A 26,755-nucleotide genomic window follows, 5' to 3' on the forward strand; every position below is an offset into this window, starting at 1 on the left:
GTAACCGCCACCGCCCCCCGGCTCCCCACCCGACGCGGCCACCGCCACGCGACACGGGCACCCGCCACCGCCTCCGACTCCCCACCCGGTGCGTCCGACCGCCATCGCCAGGGACAACCGGCGCCAACCCCGGCCCCCACCCCTGGCGTCCGACGCCACCCGCCTTGGGTAACCGCCCCCCCGGCTCCCCACCCCCGGCGGTGGGCCGCACCCGCCAGGGGCGACCGGCGTCGCCCCCGGCTCCCCACCCCCGGCGGTCGGCCGCACCCGCCTTGGGCAATCTGCCGCCTTGGGCGGCAGGGTGGGCAAGGCGGCCCCCGGTGCGGCGCGCACAGAACTACTGGCGCCGACCCCGGCACGGCCCCGGAGCCCCGGTGCGGCGCGCACAGAACTACTGGCGCCGACCCCGGCACGGCCCCGCAGCCCCGGTGCCGCGCGCCGATGACGGCAGGCACCGACCCCGGCACCCAAACCAGACCCCGCCGCACCCCCACCCCACGGACACGGGAAACTGTCACCATGAGCACGCCCCCCACCCCCCGCACCGTCCTCCTGCGCCAAGGCGAGATCCACAGCCCCGCCGACCCGTTCGCCACCGCGATGGTCGTCGAGGCCGGCCACATCGCCTGGGTCGGCTCGGAAGGCGCGGCGGACTCGTTCGCGGACGGCGTGGACGAGGTGATCGACCTCGACGGCGCCCTGGTGACCCCGGCGTTCACCGACGCCCACGTCCACACCACGTCGACCGGCCTCGCCCTGACCGGCCTCGACCTCACCGCCGCCCGCACCCGCGGCGAAGCCCTGACCCTCGTACGGGAACACGCGACCGCGAACCCCACCGACCGCGTCCTCCTCGGCCACGGCTGGGACGCCGCCCGCTGGCCCGACCGCACCCCCCTCACCCGCGCCGAACTCGACGAGGCCACCGCGGGGCGCCCCGTCTACCTCTCCCGCATCGACGTGCACTCGGCCGCCGTCAGCACCCCCCTCCTGGACCTCGTCCCCGGCATCACCGACCGCCCGGGATTCGACGCCGAGGGCCCGCTGACCCGCGACGCCCACCACGCCGTCCGCGCCGCCGCGTTGGCCGCCGTAGGCCCCCAGCAACGTACGGAAGCCCAGCGCGCCGCCCTCCAGCGCGCCGCCTCCCTCGGCATCGGCTCGATCCACGAGTGCGCGGGCCCCGAGATCTCCTCCGAGGACGACTTCACCGGCCTGCTCGACCTCGCCCGCTCCGAACCGGGACCGCGCGTGGCCGGCTACTGGGCGGACCGCGACATTCAACGCGCCCGCGCGCTCGGCGCCCTTGGCGCCGCGGGCGACCTCTTCGTGGACGGCGCCCTCGGCTCCCACACGGCATGCCTGCACGAGCCCTACGTAGACATCACCGCCGCACCGCACAACGGCATCGCCTACATGTCGGCAGCGGAAATCGCCGCCCATGTAGTCGCGTGCACGGAGGCGGGCCTCCAGGCCGGCTTCCACGCCATCGGCGACGCCGCCGTCACCGCCGTGGTCGACGGCATGCGCGCCGCCGCCGAAAAACTCGGCCTCGCGCGCGTGCGCGCGGCAAGACACCGTGTCGAGCACGCCGAGATGCTCACCCCCGAAACCGTCGCCGCCTTCGCGGAGTTCGGCCTCACCGCCTCCGTACAGCCCGCCTTCGACGCCCTGTGGGGCGGCGAGGACGGCATGTACGTCGACCGCCTCGGCGCCGAGCGGGCGCGCACCCTCAACCCGTACGCGGCCCTCCTGAAGGCGGGCGTCCCGCTCGCCTTCGGCTCCGACAGCCCCGTCACCCCGCTCGACCCCTGGGGCACGATCCGCGCCGCCGCGTTCCACCGGACGCCCGAACACCGCGTCTCCGTACGCGCCGCCTTCACCGCCCACACGCGCGGCGGCTGGCGCGCGGTCGGCCGCGACGACGCGGGCATCCTCGTCCCCGGCGCCCCCGCCGACTACGCCGTGTGGCGCACGGACGAGCTGGTCGTGCAGGCGCCCGACGACCGCGTGGCCCGCTGGTCGACCGACCCGCGCTCCGGAACCCCCGGCCTGCCGGACCTCTCCCCGGAAGCCCAACTCCCAGTCTGCCTGCGGACGGTGGTCTTCGGTCAGACGGTCTTCGTACGGCCGGACGAGTGATTACCGGGGCGCCACGACTTCGATCTTGGCGCGGCACGGTCCCGCGCGACCTGCGAATCCTCCGCGCTGACCAGGGGAGTTCACGGAGAGGCGCAGGTCGTACGCCTGTTGACAAAGCGCGGAGGTCGACGGGTAGGTTCGGCCGAGTCCACCACCTCCAGGCACGACCGGGGAAGTCCAGGCAGTCGTAGAACGCAGCTGGGTCAGGGGGTGGTGCGCCGCACCGGCGTACCACCACTGGGAGCCAGGCCCAGCGCCCGCGCCACGGGGCGCTGGAACGTTCCGGCCGGTCGGCCAGGTGCGACCCGGGTGGGGCCCGGGCGTTCAGTAGACAACGGCTTTCGGTCGACCCGCAGCCAGCGGGCCCCAGGTCGGCCCGAAGGACGCCCGGCCCCGATCCGCAGTATTCGTCGGTACGCGTTGGTACTCGTTCCCCGTACCGTCTCCCGCTCGACCAGCTCGACCAGCTCACCCAGGGCGCCTTATCGGCGTGAACTGCGGTGCTCGCTATGGTGGTCCCCCTGTGGACGGAAGTTTTAAGGGGAATCTGTGAACGACGGCGGTGGGCGGACGTTCGGCCCTCTGGGCACGACCTTGGTGATCATCCCGACCTACAACGAGGCGGAGAACATCAAGCCCGTCGTGGGCCGCGTCCGGGAGTCCGTGCCCGCGGCGCACGTCCTGATCGCCGACGACAACAGCCCCGACGGCACCGGCAAGCTCGCCGACGAACTCGCCGCCGAGGACGAGCAGGTCCACGTCCTGCACCGCACCGGCAAGGAGGGCCTGGGCGCCGCCTACCTCGCGGGCTTCGCCTGGGGCATGGAGAACGGCTACGGCGTCCTGGTCGAGATGGACGCCGACGGCTCCCACCAGCCGGAGGAACTGCCCCGCCTGCTGACCGCGCTCAAGGGCGCCGACCTGGTCCTCGGCTCGCGCTGGGTGCCCGGCGGGCGCATCGTCAACTGGCCCAAGTCCCGCCAGTTCATCTCCCGCGGCGGCTCCACGTACTCGCGTCTCCTCCTGGACGTCCCGATCCGCGACGTCACCGGCGGCTTCCGCGCCTTCCGCCGGGAGACCCTGGAGGGCCTCGGCCTCGACGAGGTCGCCTCGCAGGGGTACTGCTTCCAGGTCGACCTGGCCCGGCGCGCGGTGCGCGAGGGCTACCACGTGGTCGAGGTCCCCATCACCTTCGTGGAGCGCGAGCGGGGCGACTCCAAGATGAGCAAGGACATCGTCGTGGAAGCCCTGTGGCGGGTCACCACATGGGGCGTGGGGGCCAGGGTGGACAAGGTCCTGGGCCGCAACCCGGACGCCCACGGAAAGCCGGACGCCCACGGGAAGCCGGACGTCCACTGAGCGCCCCGCCTACGCTGAGGGCGATCTTGATCTCCCGCTTACGCCAATCGGACCGGGGCCCAGGCAGACTGGGTGCATGACCACAGGCACTCCGCCCCGCAACCCGTCCACCGGGGCCCGGCGCTCCCGGGTCCGCCGCTACCTGCCGCTCTGCGTCGCGGCCTGGCTGGTCCTGGAGATCTGGCTGCTCACGGTGGTGGCGGGCGCGATCGGCGGGTTCACGCTCGGCATCCTGCTGGTGGCCGGGATCGTGCTCGGCGCCGTGGTGATGAAGTCCGCTGGCCGCCGGGCGTTCCAGAACCTCACCGAGACGCTGCAGCGCCAGCAGAGCGGCGCTGTGGACCCCGAGAAGGCCGCCGAGCAGCGTTCGCAGGGCAATGGGCTGCTGATGCTCGCCGGGCTCTTCCTGATGATTCCTGGCCTGCTCTCGGACGTTCTGGGCCTGCTGCTGCTCGTCCCGCCGCTGCGCACGGCGGTGAGCCGGTACACGGAGCGCACGGTCGAGCGGAAGATGGGCGCCGCGGCGTCCCAGAGCGGCTTCGGCGAGGCGTACCAGCAGGCCAGGACGCGGCAGTCCGGCGGCACCGTGATCCAGGGCGAGGTGATCAGGGACGACGAGCGCCCGGGACCGCGCCGGGATGACGACACGGACCCGCGCCCGCCGCTCACGCCCTGACCCGTCGCACGGCAAACGGCCGGGGCCGGACACACATCGTGTGTCCGGCCCCGGCCGTTGTGCGTGGTGCGCGCCCCGTGGGTCAGGCCGACTTGCGGCCGCTGTTGTCCCGCGGGTGCACCGCGATGTTCATCGCGCCCGAACGCAGAACCGCCAGGCGCTCCTCGAGGACCTCTTCGAGCTCCTCACGGGTGCGCCGCTCCATCAGCATGTCCCAATGCGTACGAGCCGGCTTGCCCTTCTTCTCCTCAGGGCCGTCACCGTCCACGAGAAGTGCCTGGGCCCCGCAGACCTTGCACTCCCACTCCGGCGGAATTTCGGCCTCCACCGAGAAGGGCATCTCGAAGCGGTGCCCCTTCTCGCATGCGTACTCCACGGCCTGGCGCGGAGCCAGGTCGATGCCGCGGTCCGTCTCGTAGCTGGTCACTACGAGGCGTGTGCCGCGAAGAGCTCGCTCACTCATGAATCGTGCCTCCCGGGCTTGTCGCCCACAGGACAGGTGTCGCTGTCGTCGTCATCCGGTCAACGTCCGGTCGGCGGTAAAGATTCCCGGTTTCCGGGTCATGCGTCGCCTTCGGAGCCGCAGCCTTGTTGACCTGTGCAGTACCCACCGGTGACCGGTTTGTCACATCTCACGCAGGATGTCACCTAGCGTTTTGCGATATGGACGTGCAGTAACGGTACGCCTGGCAGGCCAACCGCGTACACTACCGGGCTTTGCCTTCAGGTGCTAAATCCGGGCCGGTACGGAATTGCCCGCGTCGCGCACCGCCCGGCGGACCGGAACCCTCGCGAGCAGGCCAAAACCGATCACGAAGAAGGCGACAAGGGACAGGATCGCATCGCGATAACTCCCGGTCAGCTGGTACGCGAGGCCGAACACCAGGGGCCCCACCCAGCTCATCCCGCGGTCGCTCATCTCGTACGCGGAGAAGTACTCGGCCTCCTTGCCAGCGGGCACAAGATGCGAGAACAGCGAGCGGGACAGCGCCTGGGTGCCGCCCAGGACGAGCCCGATGCCGGCGGCGAGCACGAAGAACCACGCGGGAGCCCCGGCGGGCAGGAAGTAGCCGGCCCCGATCGTCACCGTCCACGCGACGAGGGAGCCGAGGATCGTGCGCTTCGCGCCGTACGCGCGCGCGAGGCGGCCCATCGCGAGCGCCCCGGCCACCGCCAGAAGCTGCACCAGGAGCACCGCGACGATGAGCGTCGACTGCCCGAGGCCGAGCTCCTCGGAGCCGTACACGGAGGCCTGGGAGATCACCGTCTGTACGCCGTCGTTGTAGACGAGGTAGGCGAGGAGGAAGGAGAGCGTCAGCGGGTGGCGGCGCATGTCCTTCACCGTGGCCAGCAGTTGGCGCAGGCCCCGGGCCGCGCCCCCCGGCGCGGGCCGGGCGCGCCGGTCGCGCAGGCGGCGCAGCGGAACCAGGGTGAACGCGCCCCACCAGACGCCCGCCGACGCCAGGCAGATGCGCACCGCGGTCGACTCGGAGACACCGAAGGTGTCGTGGGCCGTGTAGAGGATCAGGTTCAACAGGAGGACGAGGGCGCCCGAGGCGTACCCGAAGGCCCAGCCGCGCGAGGAGACCGCGTCGCGCTCCTCCGGGGGCGCGATCTGGGGCAGGTACGAGTTGTAGAGCACCATCGAGACGGCCAGCGAGGAATTCGCGACGACCAGGAGGAGGCCGCCGAGCAGATAGCGGTCGCCGTCCAGGAAGAACATCCCCGCCGTCGCCGCCGCGCCTATGTAGGCGGAGAGCGCGAGCAGCGGCTTCTTGCGGCCCGTCCGGTCGGCGGCCGCGCCCGCGAGCGGCATCACGAAGATCGACAGGATCACCGACAGGGAGACCGAGTACGCGAAGAAGGAGCCCGCGCGGACCGGGATCCCCAAGGGGTGCACAAAGCCGTCCGGGTCGGCCGCCGCCTTGGTGACCGAGGTCAGATACGGCCCCAGGAACACCGTCAGGACGCTGGTCGAATAGACCGAGCACGCCCAGTCGTAGAAGTACCAGCCGCGTTGCTCGCGCTTGCGCCCGGCGAGCGCCGACGCCCCCGTCGCCGCCTCCTGTGCGGTCTCCGTGCCCACCCGTGTCCCCTTGTAGTCCCCGTCGTCCGGCGCCGCGGGGCGGTGGTCAGACCCAGGTCCCCCGGTCCTTGAGGACGTCCCGCAGCGTCTCGATGTGATCGGAAACTATGCCATCGACCCCTAGGTCGAGAAGACGCCGCATCTCCTTCTCGTCGTTCACCGTCCACACGTGCACCTGCAACCCGCGCGCGTGGGCGGCCCGGACGAAGCGGTGGTCGACAACCCGGACCCGCCCGTGTGTCACCGGGACCTGGGCGCAGACCGCCGAGCGGCGCAGCGCGGCCGGAATCCCGTACGAGCGGAGCCGCAGGCCCAGGACGCCCTTGGTGCCGTACGAGGTCGCGAGGCGCGGACCCGCGAGCGCCTGCGCGCGGGCGACGCGGGCCTCGGAGAAGGAGCCGACGCAGACGCGGTCCCACGCGCGCGTGCGGCGGAGCAGTTCGAGCAGCGGGGCGAGGGCGGGCTCCGCCTTCACGTCCACGTTCCAGCGCACGTCGGGGAAGGACTCCAGCAGCTCTTCGAAGAGCGGCACCGGTTCGGTGCCCGCCACGCGCGCGCGGCGCACCGTGGACCAGGGGAGGTCCGCGATCCGGCCGCTGCCGTCCGTGACCCGGTCGAGCGTCGTGTCGTGGAAGGCGACGAGGCGCCCGTCGGCCGTGGCGTGCACATCGGTCTCGATGTAGCGGTAGCCGAGGTCCACGGCGCGGCGGAACGCGGCGACGGTGTTCTCCAGACCGTCCGCCGCCCCGCCCCGGTGGGCGAGGGCGAGCGGCCCGGGATGGTCGAGGTAGGGGTGGCGTACGCGCGAGGTCACCGTCGCAGTATCGCCCGCCGCCCTGTGCCGCCGGCGACCACGGTGGAACCGGCGGGCGACGCGGGGACGGCGAAGAGGCGCAGGAAGAGCTGGGCCAGCGGGCCGATCGCCAGGGCGTACAGGACCGTGCCGACGCCGATCGTGCCGCCGAGCACGAAGCCGCTCGCCACGACGGCGATCTCGATGACCGTGCGCATGAGGCGGATCGAGCGGCCGGTGCGCTGGTGCAGCCCCGTCATCAGGCCGTCGCGCGGCCCCGGGCCGAACTTCGCCGCGATGTAGAGGCCGGTCGCGACCCCGTTGAGCACGATGGCGGCGAGCATCAATGGGACACGCACTCCGTAGGAGTGCGCGTCCGGGACGACGGCGAGCGTGCCGTCCATCGCGAGGCCGACCACGAAGACGTTCGACACGGTGCCGAGTCCGGGGCGCTGGCGCAGCGGGATCCACAGGAGCAGCACGATCGCACCCACGATGATCGACACGACGCCGATGGAGATGCCGGTCAGCTCGGCGAGCCCCTGATGCAGCACGCCCCAGGGCTCCAGGCCGAGACCCGCCTCCACGAGGAGCGCCGAACTCGCGCCGTACAGCGCGAGACCTACGTAGAGCTGCACGAGGCGGCGGACGAGTCGGCCGCCCGTGGGCGGGGTTGGTGCGGACAAGAGGAGCCCCCTGTGTAGTGGTACTGGACTGACCCGTGACACTCTGTGGCGTGGAATCGGATGCCAACCATGGCCAATTCCAGGAAGGTGGACTGGCTCGCATGGCCCAGTGGACTTCGGCGATCGGCTCGACCCAGCTCGCCCGGCTGCTCACCTCGCAGCAGCCGCGCCCCGCGGGCCCCGGCACCCGCCGCCCGCCCGCCTACCGCGCCCTCGCCGACGGGATCCGGCTGCTCGTCCTGGAGGGCCGCGTCCCGGTGGCCACACGCCTTCCTGCCGAGCGCGAACTCGCCCAGGCGCTCTCCGTGAGCCGCACCACGGTCGCGGCCGCCTACGAGGCGCTGCGCGGCGAGGGATTCCTCGAGTCCCGCAGGGGAGCGGGCAGTTGGACCGCCGTGCCCGCCGGGAATCCGCTCCCCGCGCGCGGCCTCGAACCGCTCCCGCCCGAGGCCCTCGGCTCCATGATCGACCTCGGCACAGCGGCCCTGCCCGCGCCCGAACCGTGGCTGACGCGCGCCGTCCAAGGAGCCCTGGAGGAACTGCCTCCGTACGCCCACACCCACGGCGACTACCCGGCCGGCCTGCCCGCCCTGCGCGCGATGATCGCCGAGCGGTACACCGCGCACGGCATCCCGACCATGCCCGAACAGATCATGGTCACGACCGGCGCGATGGGCGCCATCGACGCGATCTGCCACCTCTTCGCGGGCCGCGGTGAACGCGTCGCCGTCGAGTCGCCCTCGTACGCCAACATCCTTCAACTGATGCGCGAGGCGGGCCTGCGCCTCGTGCCCGTGGCGATGGCCGACGGCCTCCAGGGCTGGGACCTCGACCGCTGGCGGCAGGTGCTGCGCGAGGCCGCGCCGCGACTCGCCTACGTAGTCGCCGATTTCCACAATCCGACCGGTGCGCTCGCCGACGAGGAGCAGCGCCGCTCGCTGGTCGACTCCGCGCGCGCGGCGGGCACGGTGCTCGTGGTCGACGAGACCATGACCGAGCTGCACCTGGACGCCGACACCGAAATGCCGCGCCGCGTCTGCGCGTTCGACCCCGCGGGGTCCACCGTCGTCACGGTCGGCTCCGCCAGCAAGGCGTTCTGGGCGGGCATGCGCATCGGCTGGGTGCGGGCCGCCCCGGACGTCATCCGCAGCCTGGTCGCCGCGCGCGCGTACGCGGACCTCGGCACCCCGGTCCTGGAGCAGCTGGCGGTGAACTGGCTGCTCAACAGCGGGGGTTGGGAGGAGGCCGTCGCGCTGCGGCGCGGTCAGGCGCGCGAGAACCGGGACGCGCTGGTGGCCGCGGTGCGCCGGGAGCTGCCCGACTGGGAGTTCGACGTGCCCAAGGGGGGCCTCACGCTGTGGGTGAAGGCCGGCGGCCTGTCGGGTTCGCGCCTCGCCGAGCTGGGCGAGCGGGTCGGGGTGCGGGTCCCTTCGGGGCCCCGGTTCGGCGTCGACGGGGCCTTCGAGGGGTACGTACGGCTGCCGTTCACCGTGGGCGGCGCGGTGGCCGACGAGGCGGCGGCGCGGCTCGCGGCGGCGGCCCGCCTCGTCCGGGACGGTCAGGGCGCGGGCGGGGACGTGCCGCGCACCCTGATCGCGTGACCTGCTGCCGCTCTACGTAGCGGGGGTTACGCAGAGGAAGCCGCGTAGAGGCTGCGTTCAGCCCTTACGCAGAAGGCTGCCTTCGGCGTTCCCGAGCGCCTCGGCCTGGTCCGTGAGCGTCTCGTCCGGGACCGACTCGACGGCCGCGTCCCCCGGCGTGCTGCGCTCCGGAAGCAGCGCCGTGACCGCCTGCCGGTGCGCCTCGCTCGTCGCGTCGTCGTACGGGTCCGGGGTGGCGGGGACCTGGAGGCGGTGGACCGGGCCCGTGCCCAGGCGGGCGTAGCCGCGCCCGGCCGGGATCTCGGCGTTCGGTGTCGTCTGCGGCACGGTGCCCAGCACGTCGTGCAGCTCCTCCTGAGAGGCAGGACCGAGCACCACGCGCGCGCGGGTGTGCTGCCGGACCGGGTCGATCAGCGCGTCGAGGCTGTCGAACTGCTCGGCCACGACGACCGTCACGCCGGCCGCACGGCCGTGCCTGAGAGGTACCTGGAGCAGCGTCTGCGGGTCCTTGCGGCCGTCCGCGGCGGCGAGGTGTCCCAGGGCGCTGGGGCGGTCCAGGAGGATCCACAGCGGGCGCTTGATGTCGTCCGGGGCGGGGTGACCGGCCTGCCGTGCCCGGTTCGCGGCGATCAGCCGCCGCTCCGTCTCGTGCGCGGCCCACTCGAGGCTGGTCAGCGCGCCCGCGAGCCCGCACTCCACGGCGAGCACCCCGGCGCGGCCGACCAGGCACGCGTAGTCGCCCGTCCCACTGCCCTCGATGATCAGTACGTCGCCGTGGCGCAGGGCCTGGAGGGCGACGGAACGCAGCAGGGACGTGGTGCCGCTGCCCGGCTGGCCCGCGATCAGCAGGTGCGGCTCTGTGGAGCGGACGCCGGTGCGCCACACGACGGGCGGCACGTCCCGCTCGTCCTTGCCCGCGAGGACCGGCAGGGTGCGCTGGACGCCGGTCCCGTCGGTGAAGCCGAGCACCGTCTCGCCGGGCGCGGTCACGAAGGGCTGGGCGGCGATGTCCGTGGGCAGCGGGTCGAGCACGTTCACCGACAGGTGGTTGCCCTCCTCGTCCCACGTGAAGTGGTACTCGCGGCCCCGGCCGAGCTTGGCGTGCAGCAACTGCTCGATCCGGGCGCGCGACTCCGCCTCCCCGTCCGTGAAGTAGGCCGGGTAGCGGATGTCGATCCGGTCGACACGGCCGTCGCCGTCGAAGTCGAACGTCTTGAAGGCCTTCTCCCAGTCGCCCCCGTGCGCGTACAGCGGGTTGGGGTCCTCGGCGACGGAGAAGTACGGAACGAGCGCCTCGTAGAGCGACGAGAGGCGCTCGACCTGCGATTCGTCGGGGCCGGTCTGCTCCGGCGGCTTCGGATCGCGCCCCTTCCACGCGGCCGCCGCCATCAGGGTGATGAACGCCAGTAGCGGCCCGTAGGGAATGAACACCACGACGAGGACCACCGCGGCCACCAGGAAGAGCAGCGGTCCGCGCCGCTCCTTGGGGGTGTCCGCCCACTTGCGCCGTCCGGCTGCCGCCAGGCGGCGCAGTCCACGGGTGATCGTGATGAGGGGGTGAAGAACATCGGTGGCGCTGTCGGCGGCCGTCCGTGCCATGTCCCGGCTCCGGGCGATCGAGGCGCTGCCATTGCTCAGAATGCGGGGGAGAGGGCGCCTGGCCACTTCTGTCTCCTGAAGGTGTGTGCGGGTGTGTGGGCCGTCAGAACTTGATCCCGCCGAGCAGGCTGGCGAGGCTCGCGCCGCCCGCCTTGATGCTCGGGGCGATGGCCGTGCCCGCCAAGTAGAAGCCGAAGAGGGCGCAGACCAGTGCGTGCGAGGCCTTCAGGCCGTCCTTGCGGAAGAACAGGAAGACGATGATGCCGAGCAGCACTACGCCCGAAATGGACAGGATCATGACGGTTTCTCCTGGTTGATGGGGACAGTCACCATGAGTTCTTCCAGGCTCACAGCATGTATCTATACGACAAAAGGTGCAAATGGGTGGAAATTCATGGCTTTCACCCAATCGGCGAAGGGCTGATGAGCTGGTCGAGCGTGCTGCCGGACGGTCGTCCGCACTCTCCGTGATCTTTGCCTCGGCGGGGTCGGGTCATGTGCCCGGCCGGGCAGTACGCTGTCGATTCACTCGTACGGCTGCACGGCCGTACCAGCACGTATGAGAAAGGCGGTCCGGCCGATGAGCGAAGCCCCCGACCCGGAGGTCGTGGAGCTGGCCACCAAGATCTTCGACCTCGCGCGACGCGGCGAGACGGAGGCACTCACGGGCTACGTGGACGCCGGAGTACCGGCCAACCTCACGAACGACCGCGGCGACACGCTCGTCATGCTCGCCGCCTACCACGGGCACGCCGAGGCGGTACGTGCCCTCCTGGAGCGCGGCGCCGACGCCAACCTCGCCAACGACAAGGGCCAGACCCCGCTCGCGGGCGCCGTCTTCAAGGGCGCGGACGACGTGATCCGGGCGCTGCTCGACGGGGGCGCGGATCCCGCCGCGGGAACCCCGTCGGCGGTCGACACGGCCAGGATGTTCGGCAAGACGGACCTCGTCGACCTCTTCGGCAACTCCTGACACACCGGTTCTGACCAGCAAAAACGGGGGTGCGGGAAATGTGGTCGCGGTGGGCTGAGCCGCTGGGTCATGATGACGGCGTGATTTACGGACGCGATGCCGGGGCAGGTGGTGCCCACGTGCAGAGCGGGCCGTGAACGGCCCGGATCCGGGCCTTGGACGAGAGGCAGAGAAATGGGTAGCAGCAAGCAAGAGACGGCGGGCGCTCCGACGTGTTGTCGCGTGGCCAGGTAGGTGAGCATTCCCGGTTGCGTCGACGCTTGATGTGAGGCTGTTTCCCATGTTCGAACCGGTCATAGCGCCCAGCGGTACGCTGCTCGGCCTGTTGCAGCGGGGCCGCGGCGACGGCACGCTGCACGCCCTGACGGCGCCGCGCGCCGAGGCGCTCGCGGCTCTCAATCACTGTGTGCTGAGCGATCCCCGCCACGACTGGCAGGTGGAGAACCGCTCGCTCTACTACGCCCGCCTCTACCTCGATCTCCATGGCGAACTCGAGGAGATCGAGCGGCACCTCTTCGACCCCGAGGACCTCCTCGACACCGAGGAGTCACGTACGGGCCTCGCGCTCGCGGTCCTCGGCCACCTCGCCTCCTACGGCAGGCGGGACGCCCTGGAGCTGCTGCGCAAGTACGCCGCGTTCGGCGGCAATTGGGCCTGGGCGCTCGACGAGCTGGCCCTGCGCGACGACGACGCGGGCCTGCGCGCCCTTGCCGAGCCCGTACTCGCCCGCTTCCCGGCCGAGGACGGGGCCGAGCTCGCCGCCGCCGTGCGCGACGCCTTCGAGCCGCGCCCCTGGCGGCTGTGGGCCGAGGACTCGCGCCCGCACGTGGGGGCACGCGTGCGTGCCGCGCTGGAAGCCGGCTCCTTCGACCGCTGGCAGCGGCAGATGCGGCCGTCGGGGCCGCGCCCCGAGTGGAGCGTGCAGGCCGTGTTCGACTGGGCGCAGGAGGGCTTCGAGCGGGGCGCCGTCCTGTACGTGCCCGCCGCCCGCTGCCTGACCGCCGTGGCCGGTCCGGAGGACCACGCCGAGATCGTGCGGGCCGCGCAGGACGGCACCGACGGGGCGCGCTGCACCGCCCTTCGCTACCTCGCCGACGCGCACGACCCCGCCGTACTGGACCTCATCGAGGCCGCGGTGGAAGCCCCCTCCCGCGCGGTCGTGGACGCCGCGCTCGACGCCTTCGAGCGGATGCGCAGCGTCGCCGTCGTGGAGCGGGCCCGTCAGTGGGCGCCCCGGCCCGACGCGCTGGGCGCCGCCGCGGGCCGCATGCTCGCCTGCAGAGGCGGCGCACAGGACAGCGAACTCGTCCTCGCCTCCCTACGGGAGGCAGTACGCGGCGACGGGCCCGACGACCCCACCCTCTGGCCGCTCGTCGACGGAGCCGGACGGCTCGGCATCGGCTGCGCGGCCCCCGTGCTGCGGCACATCTACCGCGAGACCGCTTCGTCGCATCTACGTGGACGCGCCGCCCGCGCTCTCGCCGCCACCGATCCGTCCTTCGCCGCGGGATTCGCCGTCGAGTGCCTGTGGGACTGCGAGGAGACCACGCGCGAGGTCGCCGCGCGGCACGCCGATTCCGGCGATACGCGAGTCGTCGACCAACTTCGCCGCCTCGCCGCCGATCCCGCCGAGGAGGACGAGGTGCAGACCGCCGTGCGCAGCCGCATCGGCCCGGACGCGACGGCCTTGTGACGCGCTGACGTACAGGAGGCGGCCCGTTGGCATCGGGCCGCCTCCTTGTGTTTCCCGGGGCGTCGAAAGGCGGGCGAGGGGCGGCTGAAACTCACGGACCGTTCCTCGCCAGGAAAGATCCACTTTGACGTGAGCACGTCCGGCGCGGCGACAAACCCCGTATGCGTGTCGTCATCGTGACCGAGTCCTTCCCGCCCGACATCAACGGTGTGGCGCACTGCGCCCTGCAGACCGCGCGGCACCTCGCCGCCCGCGGACACGAGCCCCTCGTCGTCGCCCCGGCCACCCCGGCGGGGCCGGAGACGGACGCGGCGGCGCCCTGCCCCGTCGTCCGGGTGCCGTCCCTGCCGCTGCCCGGCTATCCGCAGGTCCGCGTCGCGCTGCCGGGGCGCCGCCTCGCGCGGGCCGTGACCGCGCACCGGGCCGAACTCGTCCATCTGGCAGGCCCGTTCGTGCTCGGCATGCGCGGCATGGCGGCCGCGGCCCGGTGGCGCCTGCCCGCCGTGGCCGTCTACCAGACCGATCTCGCGGGCTACGCGCGTACCTACATGGGAGCGGGCGAGGGGGCCGCCTGGCGGCGGATCCGTGCCGTGCACACCGCCGCCGACCGCACGCTCGCGCCCTCCACCGCCGCACAGCGTGACCTGGAGGCACACGGGGTGCCCCGGGTGCGGCTGTGGCCGCGCGGCGTCGATGCCGTGCGGTTCAGGCCCGAGCGGCGCTGCGAGCTGCTCCGCGCGGACCTGGCCCCGCGCGGGGAGCTGCTGGTCGGGTATGTGGGGCGGCTCGCGCCGGAGAAGCACGTGGAACTGCTCGCGCGGGTGTGCGGCCTCGACGGCGTACGCGTCGTGGTGGTGGGCGACGGGCCCAGCGAGTCCTCCCTGCGGGACGCGCTGCCCGGCGCGGCCTTCCTGGGGCGGCGCACCGGCGACGAACTCGCCCGGATCTTCGCCTCCTTGGACGTGTTCGTGCACACCGGGCCCTACGAAACGTTCTGCCAGACCGTGCAGGAGGCCATGGCGAGCGGGCTGCCCGTGATCGCCCCGGCGGCCGGCGGTCCGCTCGACCTCGTCGCACCCAACAGGACCGGGCTGCTCGTGCCGCCCGGCGACGCGGACGCGGTGCGCGACGCGGTGTGGGCGCTCGCCGGTGACCCGGGACTGCGCGCGGCGTTCGGGACGGCGGGGCGGGCCGCGGTGGCCGGGCGGAGCTGGGAGGCGGTGGGCGACCTCCTGATCGAGCACTACGTAGAGGTGCTGCACGCGCGGTCGGCGGGGGCCGGCACAGGGGCGGTGGCGGCATGAGCGGGCGGCTGGGGACGGGAACGAGTGGCGGCACGCGCGGACGGCTGCGGATCGTACGGCTCGCGAACTTCGTCGCCCCCGCGTCCGGCGGACTGCGCACCGCGCTGCGGGAGTTGGGCACCGGATACCTGGCGGCCGGACACGATCCGGTGCTGATCGTGCCGGGGGTGCGCGTCTCCGATGTGCAGACGCCTCAGGGGCGCGTCATTACGTTGCCGGGGGCGCCGCTGCCCGCGAGCGGCGGCTACCGCGTCCTGGCCGAGCGGCAGCGCGTGGCACGGCTGCTGGAACGGCTGCGCCCGGACCGGCTCGAGGTCTCCGACCGGACGACGCTGCGCTGGACCGGCGAGTGGGCCCGCCGCGCGCGGGTGCCCGCCGTGATGGTGTCCCACGAGACCGCCCACGGCGTACTGCGCACCTGGGGCCTGCCGGAGCGTGCCGCGCGACGGGCCGCCGACGTGCTCAACTCCCGTACGGCACACGCCTACGCGCGCGTGGTGTGCACCACGGAGTGGGCCGAGCGCGAGTTCGTGCGGATCGGGGCGCGCAACGTGGTGCGGGCGCCGCTCGGCGTCGATCTCGTACGGTGCGGGCCCGGGGCGTGGAGCCGGGACGTGCGTGCCCGGTACGCGCGCGTGGACGAGGTGCTGCTCTTCATGTGCACCCGGCTCTCCGTGGAGAAGCGGCCCGGCATCGGCCTCGACACGGTCGCCCGGCTGCGCAGGTCCGGGGTGCCCGCCCGGCTCGTAGTAGCGGGGGAAGGGCCACTACGGGCGCGGCTCGAACAACGCGCGCGGGCGCGGAGGTTGCCGGTCGACTTCCTGGGGCACGTCGCCGACCCGGCCGCGCTCACCGCCTTGCAGGCCACGGCCGACGTGTGCCTGGCGCCGGGGCCCGCCGAGACGTTCGGGCTCGCCGCCCTCGAAGCGCTGGCCTGCGGCACGCCGGTCGTCGTCAGCGCGTCCTCCGCGCTGCCGGAGGTGGTCGGCGGGGCCGGGGCGGTGGCCGAGGGCAGCGGCGCGGCGTTCGCGGCCGCCGTCCGGGACGTGCTCGGGCGGCCCACGCGGCGGCGCAGGGAGACGGCACGCGCGCGTGCCGAGTGCTTCGGATGGGACACCGCCGTGGCGGCCTTCCTGGCGGCGCACGACGTGGCCGCTCCGGTTCCGGTGCGGGGCGCGGCATGAGCGGGCACCCGCCTCCCCTCAGGTTCGCCGCGCTCGGGGACTCGCTCACCGAGGGCATCGGCGACCCCGTCGGTAGCGGGTGGCGGGGCTGGGCCGCTCTGCTCGCCGAGAGCCTGGCCCCCGCCGAAGACCCCGTGGAATTCCGCAACTTCGCGGCCAGCGGGGCGCAGACCTCCGATGTGCTGCTGCGGCAGCTGCCGCGCGCGCTCGCGTTCGCCCCCGACGTCGCCTCCGTCGTGGTCGGCGTCAACGACACCCTCCGCGCCACCTTCGACATCCACGCCGTGACCGCCCGACTGGACGCCGTGTACGGGGCGTTCGCGGAGCGCGGCGCCGTCCAGCTCACCGCCTGCCTGCCCGACCCGGGCGCCCTGCTGGGCCTGCCCGGCGTCCTGGCGCGCCCTCTCGCGCGTCGGCAGCGCGCGGTCAACTCCGTGGTCCACGCCCTGTCCGAACGCCACGGAGCCGTCCATCTGCACGCCGCCGACGCGAACTGGACGGCCGACCGTGCCCTGTGGAGCGCGGACCGGCTGCACCCCGGCGAGCGCGGGCACCGCCGGTTCGCGGCCCGCTTCCACGCCGTGCTCGCCGACGCCGGGGAGGCGCTCGGCCCGGCGCCCGACGTCGAGCCGGAACGAGCACCGCCGACCCGCGCCGCGGCCCTGTGGTGGCTCGCCACGGCGGGCACCGGCTGGGTGGCGCGGCGCTGCGCCGACCTGCTGCCCCAGCTCCTGGCGCTCGCCGCGGACGAGGCGCGGCACCAGGTGCGCGGCACCGGCGGGCGGCTGGACGCCCGGGCCTCGGCCGGGGTCGCGGCGGCACTGGCGTCGGTTTCGGGGTGGGAGGTGGCGTGTGGGGGTGCGGGTTTGGCGGAGCCGCGCGGGGATGCGGGCTTGGTGGCGGCGCGTGGGGACGTGGAATTGGTGGCGCCGCGCGGTGATGCGGATTCGGCGCCACGTCGGGATGCGGGGCTGGCGAAGCCGAGTGGGGATGCGGATTTGGCGCCGCCACGTCGGGAAGCGGGTCTGGCGGCGCCGCGCGGAGATGCCGGTTCGGCGGCGGCCAAGGGGCCCGGTTCGGCAGCGTCGCCCCAGGGCGCGGGCCCGGAGGCGTCCCCACGGGATTGCGATCATGAGGTGGGAGTGGCGGGAGCGGCTCAGGGTACGAGCCAGCGGTGTGCGGCCTGCCCCTGACCGGGAGGCCCGCCGCCGGCAGGCCCCCGTATTGCCCACGCGACCCAGGAGTTGAGCCATGGTCCTCGACATCGCCGCCGTCCGCGCCCAAGTGCCCGCCCTGAAGTCCGGCACGGCCCGCTTCGACGCGCCGGGCGGTACCCAGACCCCCGGCCCGGTCATCGACGCCGTCGCCGCGGCGATGAGCGGGCCGCTGGCGAACCGGGGGCGGACCACGGAGGGCGAGCGCAACGCCGACGAGATCGTCGTCGAGTCCCGCGCGGCGCACGCCGATCTGCTCGGCACCACGCCCGACACCGTCGTGTTCGGACGCAGCGCCACACAGCTCGTCTACGACCTGTCCCGCACGCTCGCCAAGACCTGGCGGCCGGGCGACGAGGTGGTCGTCACCCGCCTCGACCACGACTCCAACATCCGCCCGTGGATCCAGGCGGCCGAGGCCGTGGGCGCCACCGTACGGTGGGCCGACTTCGACCCGGAGACGGGCGAATTGCGGCCCGAGCACCTGAAGGCGGTGCTTTCGGAACGTACGCGCCTGGTAGCCGTCACCGGCGCGTCCAACCTGATAGGCACGCGCCCCGACCTGCCCGCGCTGGCCGGCCTCTCCCACGAAGTGGGCGCGTTGTTCCATGTGGACGCGGTGCACTACGCCTCGCACGCCACGGTCGACCTGGCGGCGCTCGGAGCGGACACGCTGGTCTGCTCGCCGTACAAGTTCCTCGGCCCGCACCTGGGAGTGCTCACCGGCCGCGCCGACCTGCTCGCATCGCTGCGCCCCGACAAGCTGCTGCCGTCCAGTGACGCGGTGCCCGAGCGCTTCGAACTCGGCACGCTGCCTTATGAGTTGCTCGCCGGCGCACGGGCCGCCGTGGACTTCCTCGCGGACCTCGACGCGGGCGCGCGAGGCACCCGCAGGGAGCGCCTCATCGCCTCCTTCGTGGCCTTGGAGGAGCACGAGGACGCGCTGCGGAAGCGCATGGAGGAGGGGCTCGCGGACCTCGGCGGCACCATGGGCATCACGCAGTACGCGCGCGCCGAGCGCCGCACCCCGACCCTCCTGTTCACCGTCGCGGGCCGCAGCCCGGCCGAGGTCTCCCGGCACCTGGCCGACCACGGCGTCGACGCCCCCGCCGGCTCCTTCTACGCGGTGGAGGCCGCGCGGCGGCTCGGGCTCGGGGACGCGGGCGGCGTCCGCGTGGGTCTCGCCCCCTACAGCAGCGCGGAGGACGTGGAGCGGCTGCTCGCGGCACTGAGGGCGATCACAGTAGGTCGTTGAACGATCCCTCGATACCAACGTTGTCTCGTTCCAGGAACTGCGCTTGAATTCGGCCGTGGCCATGGACGAACTCAACGCTCTCGCGGACGACCGCGCGCTGCTGGGACGCACCAGCACCGCGGAGCGCGTCGCGGACATCCTGCGCAACCGGATCGCGGAAGGCTACTTCCCGCCCGGAACCCGCCTGTCGGAGGACAGCATCGGAGGCGCCCTCGGCGTCTCGCGCAATACGCTGCGCGAGTCGTTCCGGCTGCTCACGCACGAGCGACTGCTCGAACACCGGCTGAACCGCGGGGTCTTCGTGCGCGTCCTGAGCGTCGACGACGTCGAGGACATCTACCGGACCCGGCGCATGATCGAGTGCGCCGTCGTCCGGTCCCTGGGAGACCCGCCGTACGCCCTCGACCGAGTCGCCGAGGCCGTCGCGGACGGGCACCGGGGGGCCGAGCGGCGCGAGTGGAAGATCGTCTCGACGGCCAACATCCACTTCCACCGCGAACTTGTCGCCCTCGCCCGCAGTGAGCGCACCGACGAGCTGATGCGCAGCGTCCTCGCCGAACTGCGCCTCGCGTTCCACGTCGTGGACGACCCGCGCCGCCTCCACGAGCCGTACCTGGCACGGAACCTGGAACTCGTGGAGATGCTGCGCGCCGGGCGCAGGGACACGGCCGAGACGCTGCTCGGCGAGTACCTCGACGACTCCCGCGACGGGCTCGTCGAGGCGTACCGGCAGCGGCTGCCCAAGGACGGATAGGGTTCTCCGCGGCCCCCGCGCGAAGCCGTCGGATCTGCGCCGTTTCGACCGTTGTCAGACCCAGCGCATAACCTGTGCTCCGTGACTTTGCCTGCCAGCACGGAATCCGTTCCGCCCCAGCTCAGCGCGGGGCCGCGCCCCGCACCGGGCCCGGCCGCCGACGAAGGGCTCGCGCGGCGGCTCCGCGCGCTCGCCTGCACCGCGCCGCTGCACGACCTGGACGTGCGCAAGGCCAATCTCGCGGGCGAGTACTCGACGTACGGGATGGCGGAGGTGGCGCTCTCCGCCATCGATCTCGTCACACTGAACATGGACTTCGACACGGGCGCCGACCACGAGCAGATAGTGGCCAGGCTCGTGCCCCGTATCGCCGCACAGGCCCCGCAGCGCCCCGCCGCCGAGCACGAGCGGGTGGCCCGCTGGGTCCTGGAGAACCTGATCAACGTCGGCAGCGTGGACCGCGGTTTCCGCGCCGTGTACGGCACGTTCGGTCCCGATGGTGCCTACGTACGGCGCGATTACGACTTCAAGCTGATCGAGGAAGTGCCCGGCTACGGAGGCGGCGTCTACCTCCGCACGACCGACGAGGCCGTGAACGTGCTGGTGGGTGCCCTCGACACCGACGTCACCAGCGCGCAGATCGCCGCCGAGGTCAAGCTGGAGGTGCTGATCAGCCGCGGCCGCCTCGCGGACGCCCAGCTCGCCGCCGAGCAGGCCAGGTACCGGACCGTGCAGTACTCGGAGACGCTGCGCAAGGCGCTGGACGCGACGCGGCGCAATGTGCGCGCCGTCGACTGGCTGCAGGCCGTGCCCGACATGATCGCCGAGGCGCTCGACCACGTGGCGGACCGGTACCGGCACGAGAACGCGATCCTGACGAACATCCGCAAGGCCCGTGACGAGTCGGAGGAGCCCGAGCACAAGCGCCGCGCCGCCGAGCTCGTCGACATCGTCAAGGACTGCATCCGCCGCCATACGCAGCTGCAGTCGCGCCTTCTGGAGGCCGGTCCGCTGTTCCGCGCGGAGCAGGACCGACAGGCCTTCGCGACGCCCTCCGCGCGCGCGGGCCTCGACCTGTACGGGCAGCTCCTCGCCCCGCTGCTGCCGCTCCCCGTGGAGAGCGCGACCAAGGCGACCGACGCGTTCTTCGCGCGCGGCACCGGGCTGCGTACGCCCGTGTCCGTACGCGTCGGTGACCTCGTCGACATACTGCTCACGCCCCCCATGGAGCGCGAGCACCTAGGCGCCGAGATGCCCGAGCCGGACCTCATCGCCACGCCGGACGACAGCCGGTTCAGCGAGGAGCAGCTCGCGGGCGCCATGGAGCTGCTCGACCTGCCATCGGACGCGCCGCGCCGCCTGTCGGGGCTGCTCGCCGACGCCCGCGAGCGCGACCCGGAACTGCCCTACCTGGTAGCCCTGTTGGCGGTCCACGCCGCGAGCCCGCCGGTCGGCACCGCCTACCGCCAGGGCGAGGAGAAACTGCTGTTCGCGGTGGACGACGGTACTGAGCTCGACGACGCGGAGTTCGGCGGCGCCGACCTCATCGTGGGCACGGCCCTGCTCGACGCGGTCGGGATGGCCACCGACCGGACGGAGGCCGCGTGATGCCGAGCCACCTCCACGTAGCACTCGTGAACCCTTACGCAGCACCCATGAACTCCTGCGCAGCGCCTATGAACTTCTACGCAGCACCCATGAACTTCTACGCAGCACCCATGAAGGAGCACCACCCGTGACCGAGTACGCCGAAGAGCACGCCGAATGGGGCGAGCCCGACGCTTCGGGCTCGGCCAGGGCCCAGGCGCCCGTCACCCCGGCCGACGCCGCCGACGCGGCCCGGCTCGTCTCCTTCGGTCTCCAGCCGAAGCTGCAGCCCTCCCGTGACCAGGAGTACGTCGAGCTGCTGCGCCGCTACCGCGAGGACCCGCCCTTCGCGCGGCTCGCCGACGCCGTCGCGACCGGACTCGGGCTCGTCGTCCTGGAGGTGTCCCCGCGCGCGGGGATGGCCGTGACCGCCGCCGAGGACTCCGTGTTCGCCGTCCGCATGGGCGACTACGCGCGCAAGGCGGCCACCGACTCCACCGACCGGTTCCTGCACGGCCTCGCCCACCTCGCGGTCGCCGCGCTCGCCTTCCCGCGCCCCGAGGACCTCGCCGACGACGGCTACATCGGCCGCGTCAGTGTCAACGGCGTGGACGCCTTCGTCCGGCAGGCATGCCGGAAGCTGGAGGAGCGGGCCGAGGAGACCGGAGAGAACACCGACCCGGCGACCGAGGCCCCCGGACTCGAAGCGGCCTGGCGAATCTGGGCCCGCCGCAGCTCCACGGGAGCCACCAAGGACACGCGCCGCCTCGCCAGTTCGACGACCGGCATCGTCGGCAAGGCCGTCGCGTTTCTCACCGACTCCGGCTTCCTGCAGAGAACCGGCGACGACGGGGGCGGTACGTACCGCACCACCGCCCGCTACCAGCTCCAGGTCCGCGACATGGCCGGCACGGCCGCGATGGCCGAACTTCTGGAGCTGGGCGTCGTTCCCGTGACCGACGGGTCCGCGAGCCTCGTGCCGCCGATGGACGAGGACGCGACCGGGCTGGTCGCCGACGCGGGCCTGCCCTTCCACTCGTAGCCGCCCCGCAGTCCCCACAACCGCCTCAACTTCCGTACCTACCACGAGAGTCCGCCATGTACGAGCTGTCCCGGGTTCGCCTCTACTCCATTGGGCCCGCCGGTGCGCGCTACGCCGACACCGTGCTTGACCTGCGGGGCGTCGGCGAGCCCGTGCCCGATCCCGCGCCCACCCAGGCGGAGTTCTTCGAGGACGAGCCCGTCGGGCCGCCGCGCCGCCCCGCGCCGGCCGGCGTGCTCTTCCTGGAGAACGGCGGTGGCAAGTCGGTCCTGCTCAAGCTGATCTTCTCGGTGATGCTGCCCGGCCATCGGAACACCCTGGGCGGCGCCAGCTCCGGTGTGCTGCGCAAGTTCCTCCTCGCCGACGACTGCGGACACGTCGCCCTGGAGTGGCAGCACACGCTCACCGGCGAGTGCATCGTCGTCGGCAAGGTCAGCGAGTGGCGGGGGCGGCAGGTCTCCAACGATCCGCGGAAGTTCGCCGAGGCCTGGTACTCGTTCCGGCCGGGCCCCGGCATGAGCCTCGACTCGCTGCCGGTCGCCGAGTCCAGCGCCGTACGACCCGCCACCGAGGGCGCCTCCGGCGCGCAGGGGCGGCGCCGCACCATGAAGGGCTTCCGAGACGCCATGACCGAGGCGGTCAAGGCGTACCCGCACCTGGAGGTGCACTGGGAGGAGATCCACGACCGCTGGAACGAGCACCTCGGTGACCTGGGCCTCGACCCCGAACTCTTCCGCTACCAGCGGGAGATGAACGCCGACGAGGGCGAGGCCGCAGGTCTCTTCGCCGTCAAGAAGGACTCCGACTTCACCGACCTGCTGCTGCGCGCCGTGACCGACACCCGGGACACGGACGGGCTCGCCGACCTGGTCAGCGGGTTCGGGAACAAGCTGGGGCGGCGCGCCGAACTGATCGCCGAGCGCGACTTCACGGCGGGCTCCGTCGACCTGCTCACCCGCATCGTCGAAGCCGCCGACACGCGGGCACGCGCGCGTGACGTGCACACCGCCGCCGAGCGCCGCACCCGCACGCTCGCCCGCCGCCTGTCCGCCCGCGCCGCCGTCGAGCGCGGCCGCGCGGGGGACCTCGCGCAGCAGGTCACCTCCGCCGCGCACACCGTCACCGAGGCCGAGTCGGCGCGCGAGCGCAGCTCCCTGATCGCCGCCGAACTCGCCTACCGCCACGCCTCCCTGGCGCTCGCGGGCGCCGAGAAGGCCGCCGCCGCGCAGAAGCGCGAACTGGCCGACGCGCGCAACCTGTACTCCGCCTGGCAGGCCGCCGAGGCCGTGCTTCGCCATCGCGCCGCCGCGGACCGCTCCGCGCGCGTGGCCGTCGCCATCCGCGAGGCCGAACGGGACGCCGCCCCCGCGCTCGCGGCCCGCGCCAAGGCCGCCTCCGAACTCGTACGCGCCCTGCACGGCGCCGCCGAACAGGCCGAGACGCACGCCAACGAGGAGGAGGAGCGCTCCGCCGTCCTCCAGGAGACCGGCGAGCGGGCGCACCACGACGCGACCGTCGCCGCCACCGAGGCCCAGCGCGCCCGCAGTGAACTCGGACACCTGCGCCAGCGGTTGACCGAGGTAGAGCAGGAGACCGACGAGGCCGTCCGCGCCGGATGGATCGACGACAGCGCGCCCGACGCCGACCCGGCCCGCGCCGCGCTCGCCGCGGCCGACGCGGAGAAGACCACCGTCGCCGCGTGGGACACCGCGCGCGAGGCCGCGCGCCGGGCCACCGAGCACGCGCGCGAGGCCGGTGCCACCGAGGCCCGCGCCGAACTGACTGCGGCCCGCGCCGCCGACGCGGCGAGCGCCGCGGAGCAGGCCCACCGGGCGGAGGAGCGGGCGGCGGCGTCCCTCGCGGGGGAGGAGCGCGTCGCCGAACTGCTTGGCGTGGGTGGGCAGTCCGGCGATTCCATGGCCGGTGGGTCCAGTGGGTCCAGTGGGTCCAGTGGGTCCGGTGGGGCCGGCGAGCCCGGTGAGTCCGGTGAGTCCGGTGGGTCCGAGGGAGACGCGCGGGACGCGTCCGCCGCCGACGGGGGCCGTGCCACCGGGTCCGCCGAGGCCGCCCTCACCGCCGCAGACCTCGACCGCTCCGCAGACGACCTCAAGACGCTGCTCGACGACTCCGTGACCGCCGCGGAGCGGCAGCTGTTCGAACTCCGTACGGCCGCCGCCGACGACTCCCGGATTCTCGGCGCCCTCGGTGACGGCGGCCTGCTGCCTCCCGGCCCCGACGTCCTGGCCACCGTCGAGTTCCTCGGCGAGCACGGCATCCCGGCCCTCCCCGGCTGGCGCTACCTCGCCCAGTCCGTCGACCCGGCCGACCACGCGCGCGTGCTCGCGGCCCGGCCCGAACTGGTCGACGGCGTCGTCATCACCGACGACGCCGCCCACGAGCGCGCGCGGGAGGCCCTCGCCGAAGCTGCCCTGCTGCCGCGCTCCGCCGTCGCCGTCGGCACCGCTGCCGCCCTGCTCGCCCCGCCCCCGGCCGAGAACGCGTCCGACGCGAACGTCTTCCTCGTACCGCCGAACCCGGCGATGCACGACGAGCACGCCGCCGACGAGGAGCGGCAGGCGCTGCGCGAGCGCGCGGCCCGCCGCGACGAGGACATCCGGGCGCTCGCCGGGCGCCTCGCCAAGGACCGCGAACTGGCCGCCCGCCTGACCTCCTGGCGCTCCGGCTGCCCCGCGGGCCACCTTGCCGAACTCGCCACCACCGCCCACGAAGCCCGTACGTTCGCCGAGGAGGCCGAGGCCGAGCTCGCCGAGGCCCGCACGGTGCGCGCCGAGGCCGACGAGGCCGCCGCGGAGGCCACCCGGGTGCGCGACGACCGGCAGGAGGCGGCGCAGAAGGCCCGTCGCGCCGCCGACGCGCTCGCCGGGCTCGCGTTCCGGCTGCGCGAGCGCGCCGGCTGGCAGGCCAAGGTCCGCGAACTCGCGGACGAGGCCGTCGAGTCGGAGGCCCGCGCCCAGACCTGTCTGGAGCACGCGCGCTCCGCCGACGAGGACCGGCGCGCCGCCCAGCGCTCCGCCGACGACGCCCGCCGCACCGCCCGCACGCTGCGCGCCGAGCGCGCCGAGATCGCCGGCGCCCCCGACGACGTACCCGAAGGGGAGGCCCCCAAGGCCTCACTGCCCGCCCTGCGCGAGGCGTACCGCGCCGCGTCCCAGGTCTACGAAAAGGTGGGCGTCGGCGCCGACCTGAGGGCCGAGCAGGCCCGCGCCGAGTCCGACGAGTCCGCCGCGCTCGCCGAACTCGACCGGCTCAGCAACAAGGTCCGTACGCGCGCCGCCGCCCTCCTGGAAACCTCCGAAGGCGCCGACGGCCCCTCCCGGCAGGCCGCCGCCGCCCGCGCCGAGGAACTCGTCCAGCTCCTGGAGAGCCGCGCCTCCACCGCCAGCGAGCAGCTCGGCCGACTGCGCGGCGAGGCCGAGCGGCACGCGCCCGAGGACGGCGACGCGCACACCGAACTGCCCGAGGACCTCGTCCCCTCCGACACCGAGCACGCGCAGACCCTGCTGCGCACCGCCACCACCGAACTCGCCGCCCGCACCGAGGCGTTGAGCACCGCCCGCGCCGCCCACACCGAACTCCTCGACGCCCACCGGGCCGCCGAGGACGGGGCCGGCGGCTTCGACGAGACCGCGGCGCTCCTGCGCGACCTGCTGCGCGACCACGCGGACCCGGCCGAGGACGAGGAGGAGCCCGAGCCCTACCCCGGCGCCCTGGAGGAGGCCCGCCAGACGGCGGCCGAGACCCGGCGCTCGCTGCGCGGCTGCGCCGCCGACCTGTCCGCCGCCGAGGCCGCCGTCCGCGAGGCCAGCGACATCCTCGTACGGCACGCGAACTCGACGCGCTACGAGCAGGTACGCACCCCCGCCCGCCAGCAGATCCGCGAGCTGCCCGCGTCCGCCCTGCCCGAGCACGCGCAGAAGTGGGCCGACGCGTTCGCGCCCCGACTGCGCGTCCTCACCGACGAGTTGGCCCAGCTGGAGCGCAACCGCGACTCGATCGTGGACCGGCTGCGCGGCCTCGTGGAGTCCTCGCTCGCCACGCTCCGCTCCGCCCAGCGCCTGTCCCGGCTGCCCGAGGGGCTCGGCGAGTGGTCCGGGCAGGAGTTCCTCCGGATCCGCTTCGAGGAGCCCGATCAGGCCACGCTCATCGAGCGGCTCGGCGAGGTCGTCGACGAGGCGACCCGCGCGGCCGTGAAGAAGAACTCCGACCTGCGCCGCGACGGCATGTCCCTGCTGCTGCGCGGCGTCAGCGCGGCACTTCAGCCCAAGGGCGTCGCCGTCGAGATCCTCAAGCCGGACGCGGTGCTGCGCGCCGAGCGCGTCCCCGTCGGGCAGATGGGCGACGTGTTCTCCGGCGGCCAGCTGCTCACCGCGGCCATCGCCCTGTACTGCACGATGGCGGCGCTGCGCTCCAACGACCGGGGCCGCGACAAGCACCGGCATGCGGGCACGCTGTTCCTCGACAACCCGATCGGCCGCGCCAACGCCACGTACCTGCTGGAACTGCAGCGCGCGGTGTCCGACGCGCTGGGTGTCCAACTCCTCTACACCACCGGCCTGTTCGACACGACGGCGCTCGCCGAGTTCCCCCTCGTGATCCGGATGCGCAATGACGCGGACCTGCGCGCGGGCCTGAAGTACATCAGCGTCGAGGAGCACCTGCGCCCCGGCCTGCCGCAGCAGGACCCCGAGGGCGAGACGGTGCACGGCGAGATCACCGCGACGAGGATGTACAAGCGGCCCGTCGACGGCTGACGCGGAACGCCCGACGGCTCACGCCTTACGGCGGG

General features: G+C 73.5%; 19 protein-coding genes and 1 pseudogene. 14 read left to right on the top strand and 6 right to left on the bottom strand.

Features of this window, described 5'->3' with window-relative positions; genetic code table 11:
* The first annotated feature begins 519 nt into the window (after positions 1-519).
* The 3 genes from RBJ65_RS34640 to fxsA all read left to right on the top strand — a co-directional run bounded on the left by RBJ65_RS34640 (position 520) and on the right by fxsA (position 4,177).
* Positions 520-2,142 (top strand): amidohydrolase, encoded by a 1,623-nt coding sequence (locus tag RBJ65_RS34640; protein ID WP_306320718.1) that lies wholly within the window; start codon positions 520-522, stop codon positions 2,140-2,142.
* 549 nt (positions 2,143-2,691) lie between these two features.
* Complete coding sequence (locus tag RBJ65_RS34645) at positions 2,692-3,501, top strand: polyprenol monophosphomannose synthase (RefSeq protein WP_306320719.1); 810 nt, start codon at positions 2,692-2,694, stop codon at positions 3,499-3,501.
* A gap of 76 nt (positions 3,502-3,577) precedes the next feature.
* Positions 3,578-4,177 carry an FxsA family membrane protein gene (gene fxsA, locus RBJ65_RS34650; protein WP_306320720.1) on the top strand — a complete coding sequence of 200 codons (600 nt, stop codon included), beginning with the start codon at positions 3,578-3,580 and terminating at the stop codon, positions 4,175-4,177.
* A gap of 82 nt (positions 4,178-4,259) precedes the next feature.
* Here the strand turns inward: fxsA and RBJ65_RS34655 are convergent, their stop codons facing one another.
* From RBJ65_RS34655 to RBJ65_RS34670, 4 genes are all read right to left on the bottom strand, one after another.
* Entirely contained in the window at positions 4,260-4,640 is a 381-nt protein-coding gene (locus tag RBJ65_RS34655) for an RNA polymerase-binding protein RbpA (RefSeq protein WP_266721963.1), read from the bottom strand.
* Between the two features lie 267 nt (positions 4,641-4,907).
* Positions 4,908-6,263: an MFS transporter gene (locus tag RBJ65_RS34660; RefSeq protein WP_306320721.1), complete on the bottom strand. Its 1,356-nt coding sequence runs from the start codon at positions 6,261-6,263 to the stop codon at positions 4,908-4,910.
* A 46-nt stretch (positions 6,264-6,309) separates the two neighbouring features.
* Entirely contained in the window at positions 6,310-7,077 is a 768-nt protein-coding gene (locus tag RBJ65_RS34665; RefSeq protein WP_306320722.1) for a glycerophosphodiester phosphodiesterase, read from the bottom strand.
* Entirely contained in the window at positions 7,074-7,742 is a 669-nt protein-coding gene (locus RBJ65_RS34670; RefSeq protein WP_306320723.1) for a YitT family protein, read from the bottom strand. The genes RBJ65_RS34665 and RBJ65_RS34670 overlap by 4 nt, the downstream gene beginning before the upstream one ends.
* A 101-nt stretch (positions 7,743-7,843) precedes the next feature.
* On the opposite strand from RBJ65_RS34670, the gene RBJ65_RS34675 reads away from it, so the two are divergent.
* Positions 7,844-9,343, top strand: a complete 1,500-nt coding sequence (locus RBJ65_RS34675; RefSeq protein WP_306320724.1) for a PLP-dependent aminotransferase family protein — start codon at positions 7,844-7,846, stop codon at positions 9,341-9,343.
* A gap of 57 nt (positions 9,344-9,400) precedes the next feature.
* Here RBJ65_RS34675 and RBJ65_RS34680 read toward each other — a convergent pair whose 3' ends face one another.
* Together RBJ65_RS34680 and RBJ65_RS34685 are read right to left on the bottom strand one after the other, a co-directional pair.
* A complete protein-coding gene (locus tag RBJ65_RS34680) occupies positions 9,401-11,008 on the bottom strand; it encodes an EF-hand domain-containing protein (protein ID WP_306320725.1) in 1,608 nt (535 codons plus the stop codon).
* A 37-nt stretch (positions 11,009-11,045) separates the two neighbouring features.
* Positions 11,046-11,240, bottom strand: a complete 195-nt coding sequence (locus RBJ65_RS34685; protein WP_018534760.1) for a hypothetical protein — start codon at positions 11,238-11,240, stop codon at positions 11,046-11,048.
* A 282-nt stretch (positions 11,241-11,522) separates the two neighbouring features.
* On the opposite strand from RBJ65_RS34685, the gene RBJ65_RS34690 reads away from it, so the two are divergent.
* The 10 genes and pseudogenes from RBJ65_RS34690 to RBJ65_RS34735 all read left to right on the top strand — a co-directional run bounded on the left by RBJ65_RS34690 (position 11,523) and on the right by RBJ65_RS34735 (position 26,720).
* Positions 11,523-11,915, top strand: coding sequence for an ankyrin repeat domain-containing protein (locus RBJ65_RS34690; RefSeq protein WP_306320726.1), 393 nt, complete (start codon positions 11,523-11,525; stop codon positions 11,913-11,915).
* A gap of 280 nt (positions 11,916-12,195) precedes the next feature.
* Positions 12,196-13,608 carry a HEAT repeat domain-containing protein gene (locus RBJ65_RS34695; RefSeq protein WP_306320727.1) on the top strand — a complete coding sequence of 471 codons (1,413 nt, stop codon included), beginning with the start codon at positions 12,196-12,198 and terminating at the stop codon, positions 13,606-13,608.
* A 161-nt stretch (positions 13,609-13,769) separates the two neighbouring features.
* Positions 13,770-14,912 carry a glycosyltransferase family 1 protein gene (locus RBJ65_RS34700; RefSeq protein WP_306320728.1) on the top strand — a complete coding sequence of 381 codons (1,143 nt, stop codon included), beginning with the start codon at positions 13,770-13,772 and terminating at the stop codon, positions 14,910-14,912.
* Positions 14,909-16,096, top strand: a complete 1,188-nt coding sequence (locus RBJ65_RS34705; protein ID WP_306320729.1) for a glycosyltransferase — start codon at positions 14,909-14,911, stop codon at positions 16,094-16,096. Before RBJ65_RS34700 ends, RBJ65_RS34705 begins: the two co-directional genes overlap by 4 nt.
* Positions 16,093-16,932: pseudogene (locus tag RBJ65_RS34710) on the top strand (SGNH/GDSL hydrolase family protein); the annotation flags it as partial. The gene RBJ65_RS34705 and the pseudogene RBJ65_RS34710, both read left to right, overlap by 4 nt.
* Positions 16,933-17,347: 415 nt before the next feature.
* Positions 17,348-18,565, top strand: a complete 1,218-nt coding sequence (locus RBJ65_RS34715) for a cysteine desulfurase-like protein (protein ID WP_306320730.1) — start codon at positions 17,348-17,350, stop codon at positions 18,563-18,565.
* A gap of 61 nt (positions 18,566-18,626) precedes the next feature.
* Entirely contained in the window at positions 18,627-19,319 is a 693-nt protein-coding gene (locus RBJ65_RS34720; protein WP_306320738.1) for a GntR family transcriptional regulator, read from the top strand.
* An 81-nt stretch (positions 19,320-19,400) separates the two neighbouring features.
* Positions 19,401-20,927, top strand: a complete 1,527-nt coding sequence (locus RBJ65_RS34725; protein WP_306320731.1) for a hypothetical protein — start codon at positions 19,401-19,403, stop codon at positions 20,925-20,927.
* A gap of 127 nt (positions 20,928-21,054) precedes the next feature.
* Entirely contained in the window at positions 21,055-21,948 is an 894-nt protein-coding gene (locus RBJ65_RS34730; RefSeq protein WP_306320732.1) for a hypothetical protein, read from the top strand.
* Positions 21,949-22,004: 56 nt separating this feature from the next.
* Positions 22,005-26,720, top strand: coding sequence for a hypothetical protein (locus RBJ65_RS34735; protein WP_306332194.1), 4,716 nt, complete (start codon positions 22,005-22,007; stop codon positions 26,718-26,720).
* Positions 26,721-26,755: the final 35 nt, after the last annotated feature.

The organism is Streptomyces sp. KL109B (genome assembly GCF_030766935.1).
Taxonomy (GTDB): domain Bacteria; phylum Actinomycetota; class Actinomycetes; order Streptomycetales; family Streptomycetaceae; genus Streptomyces.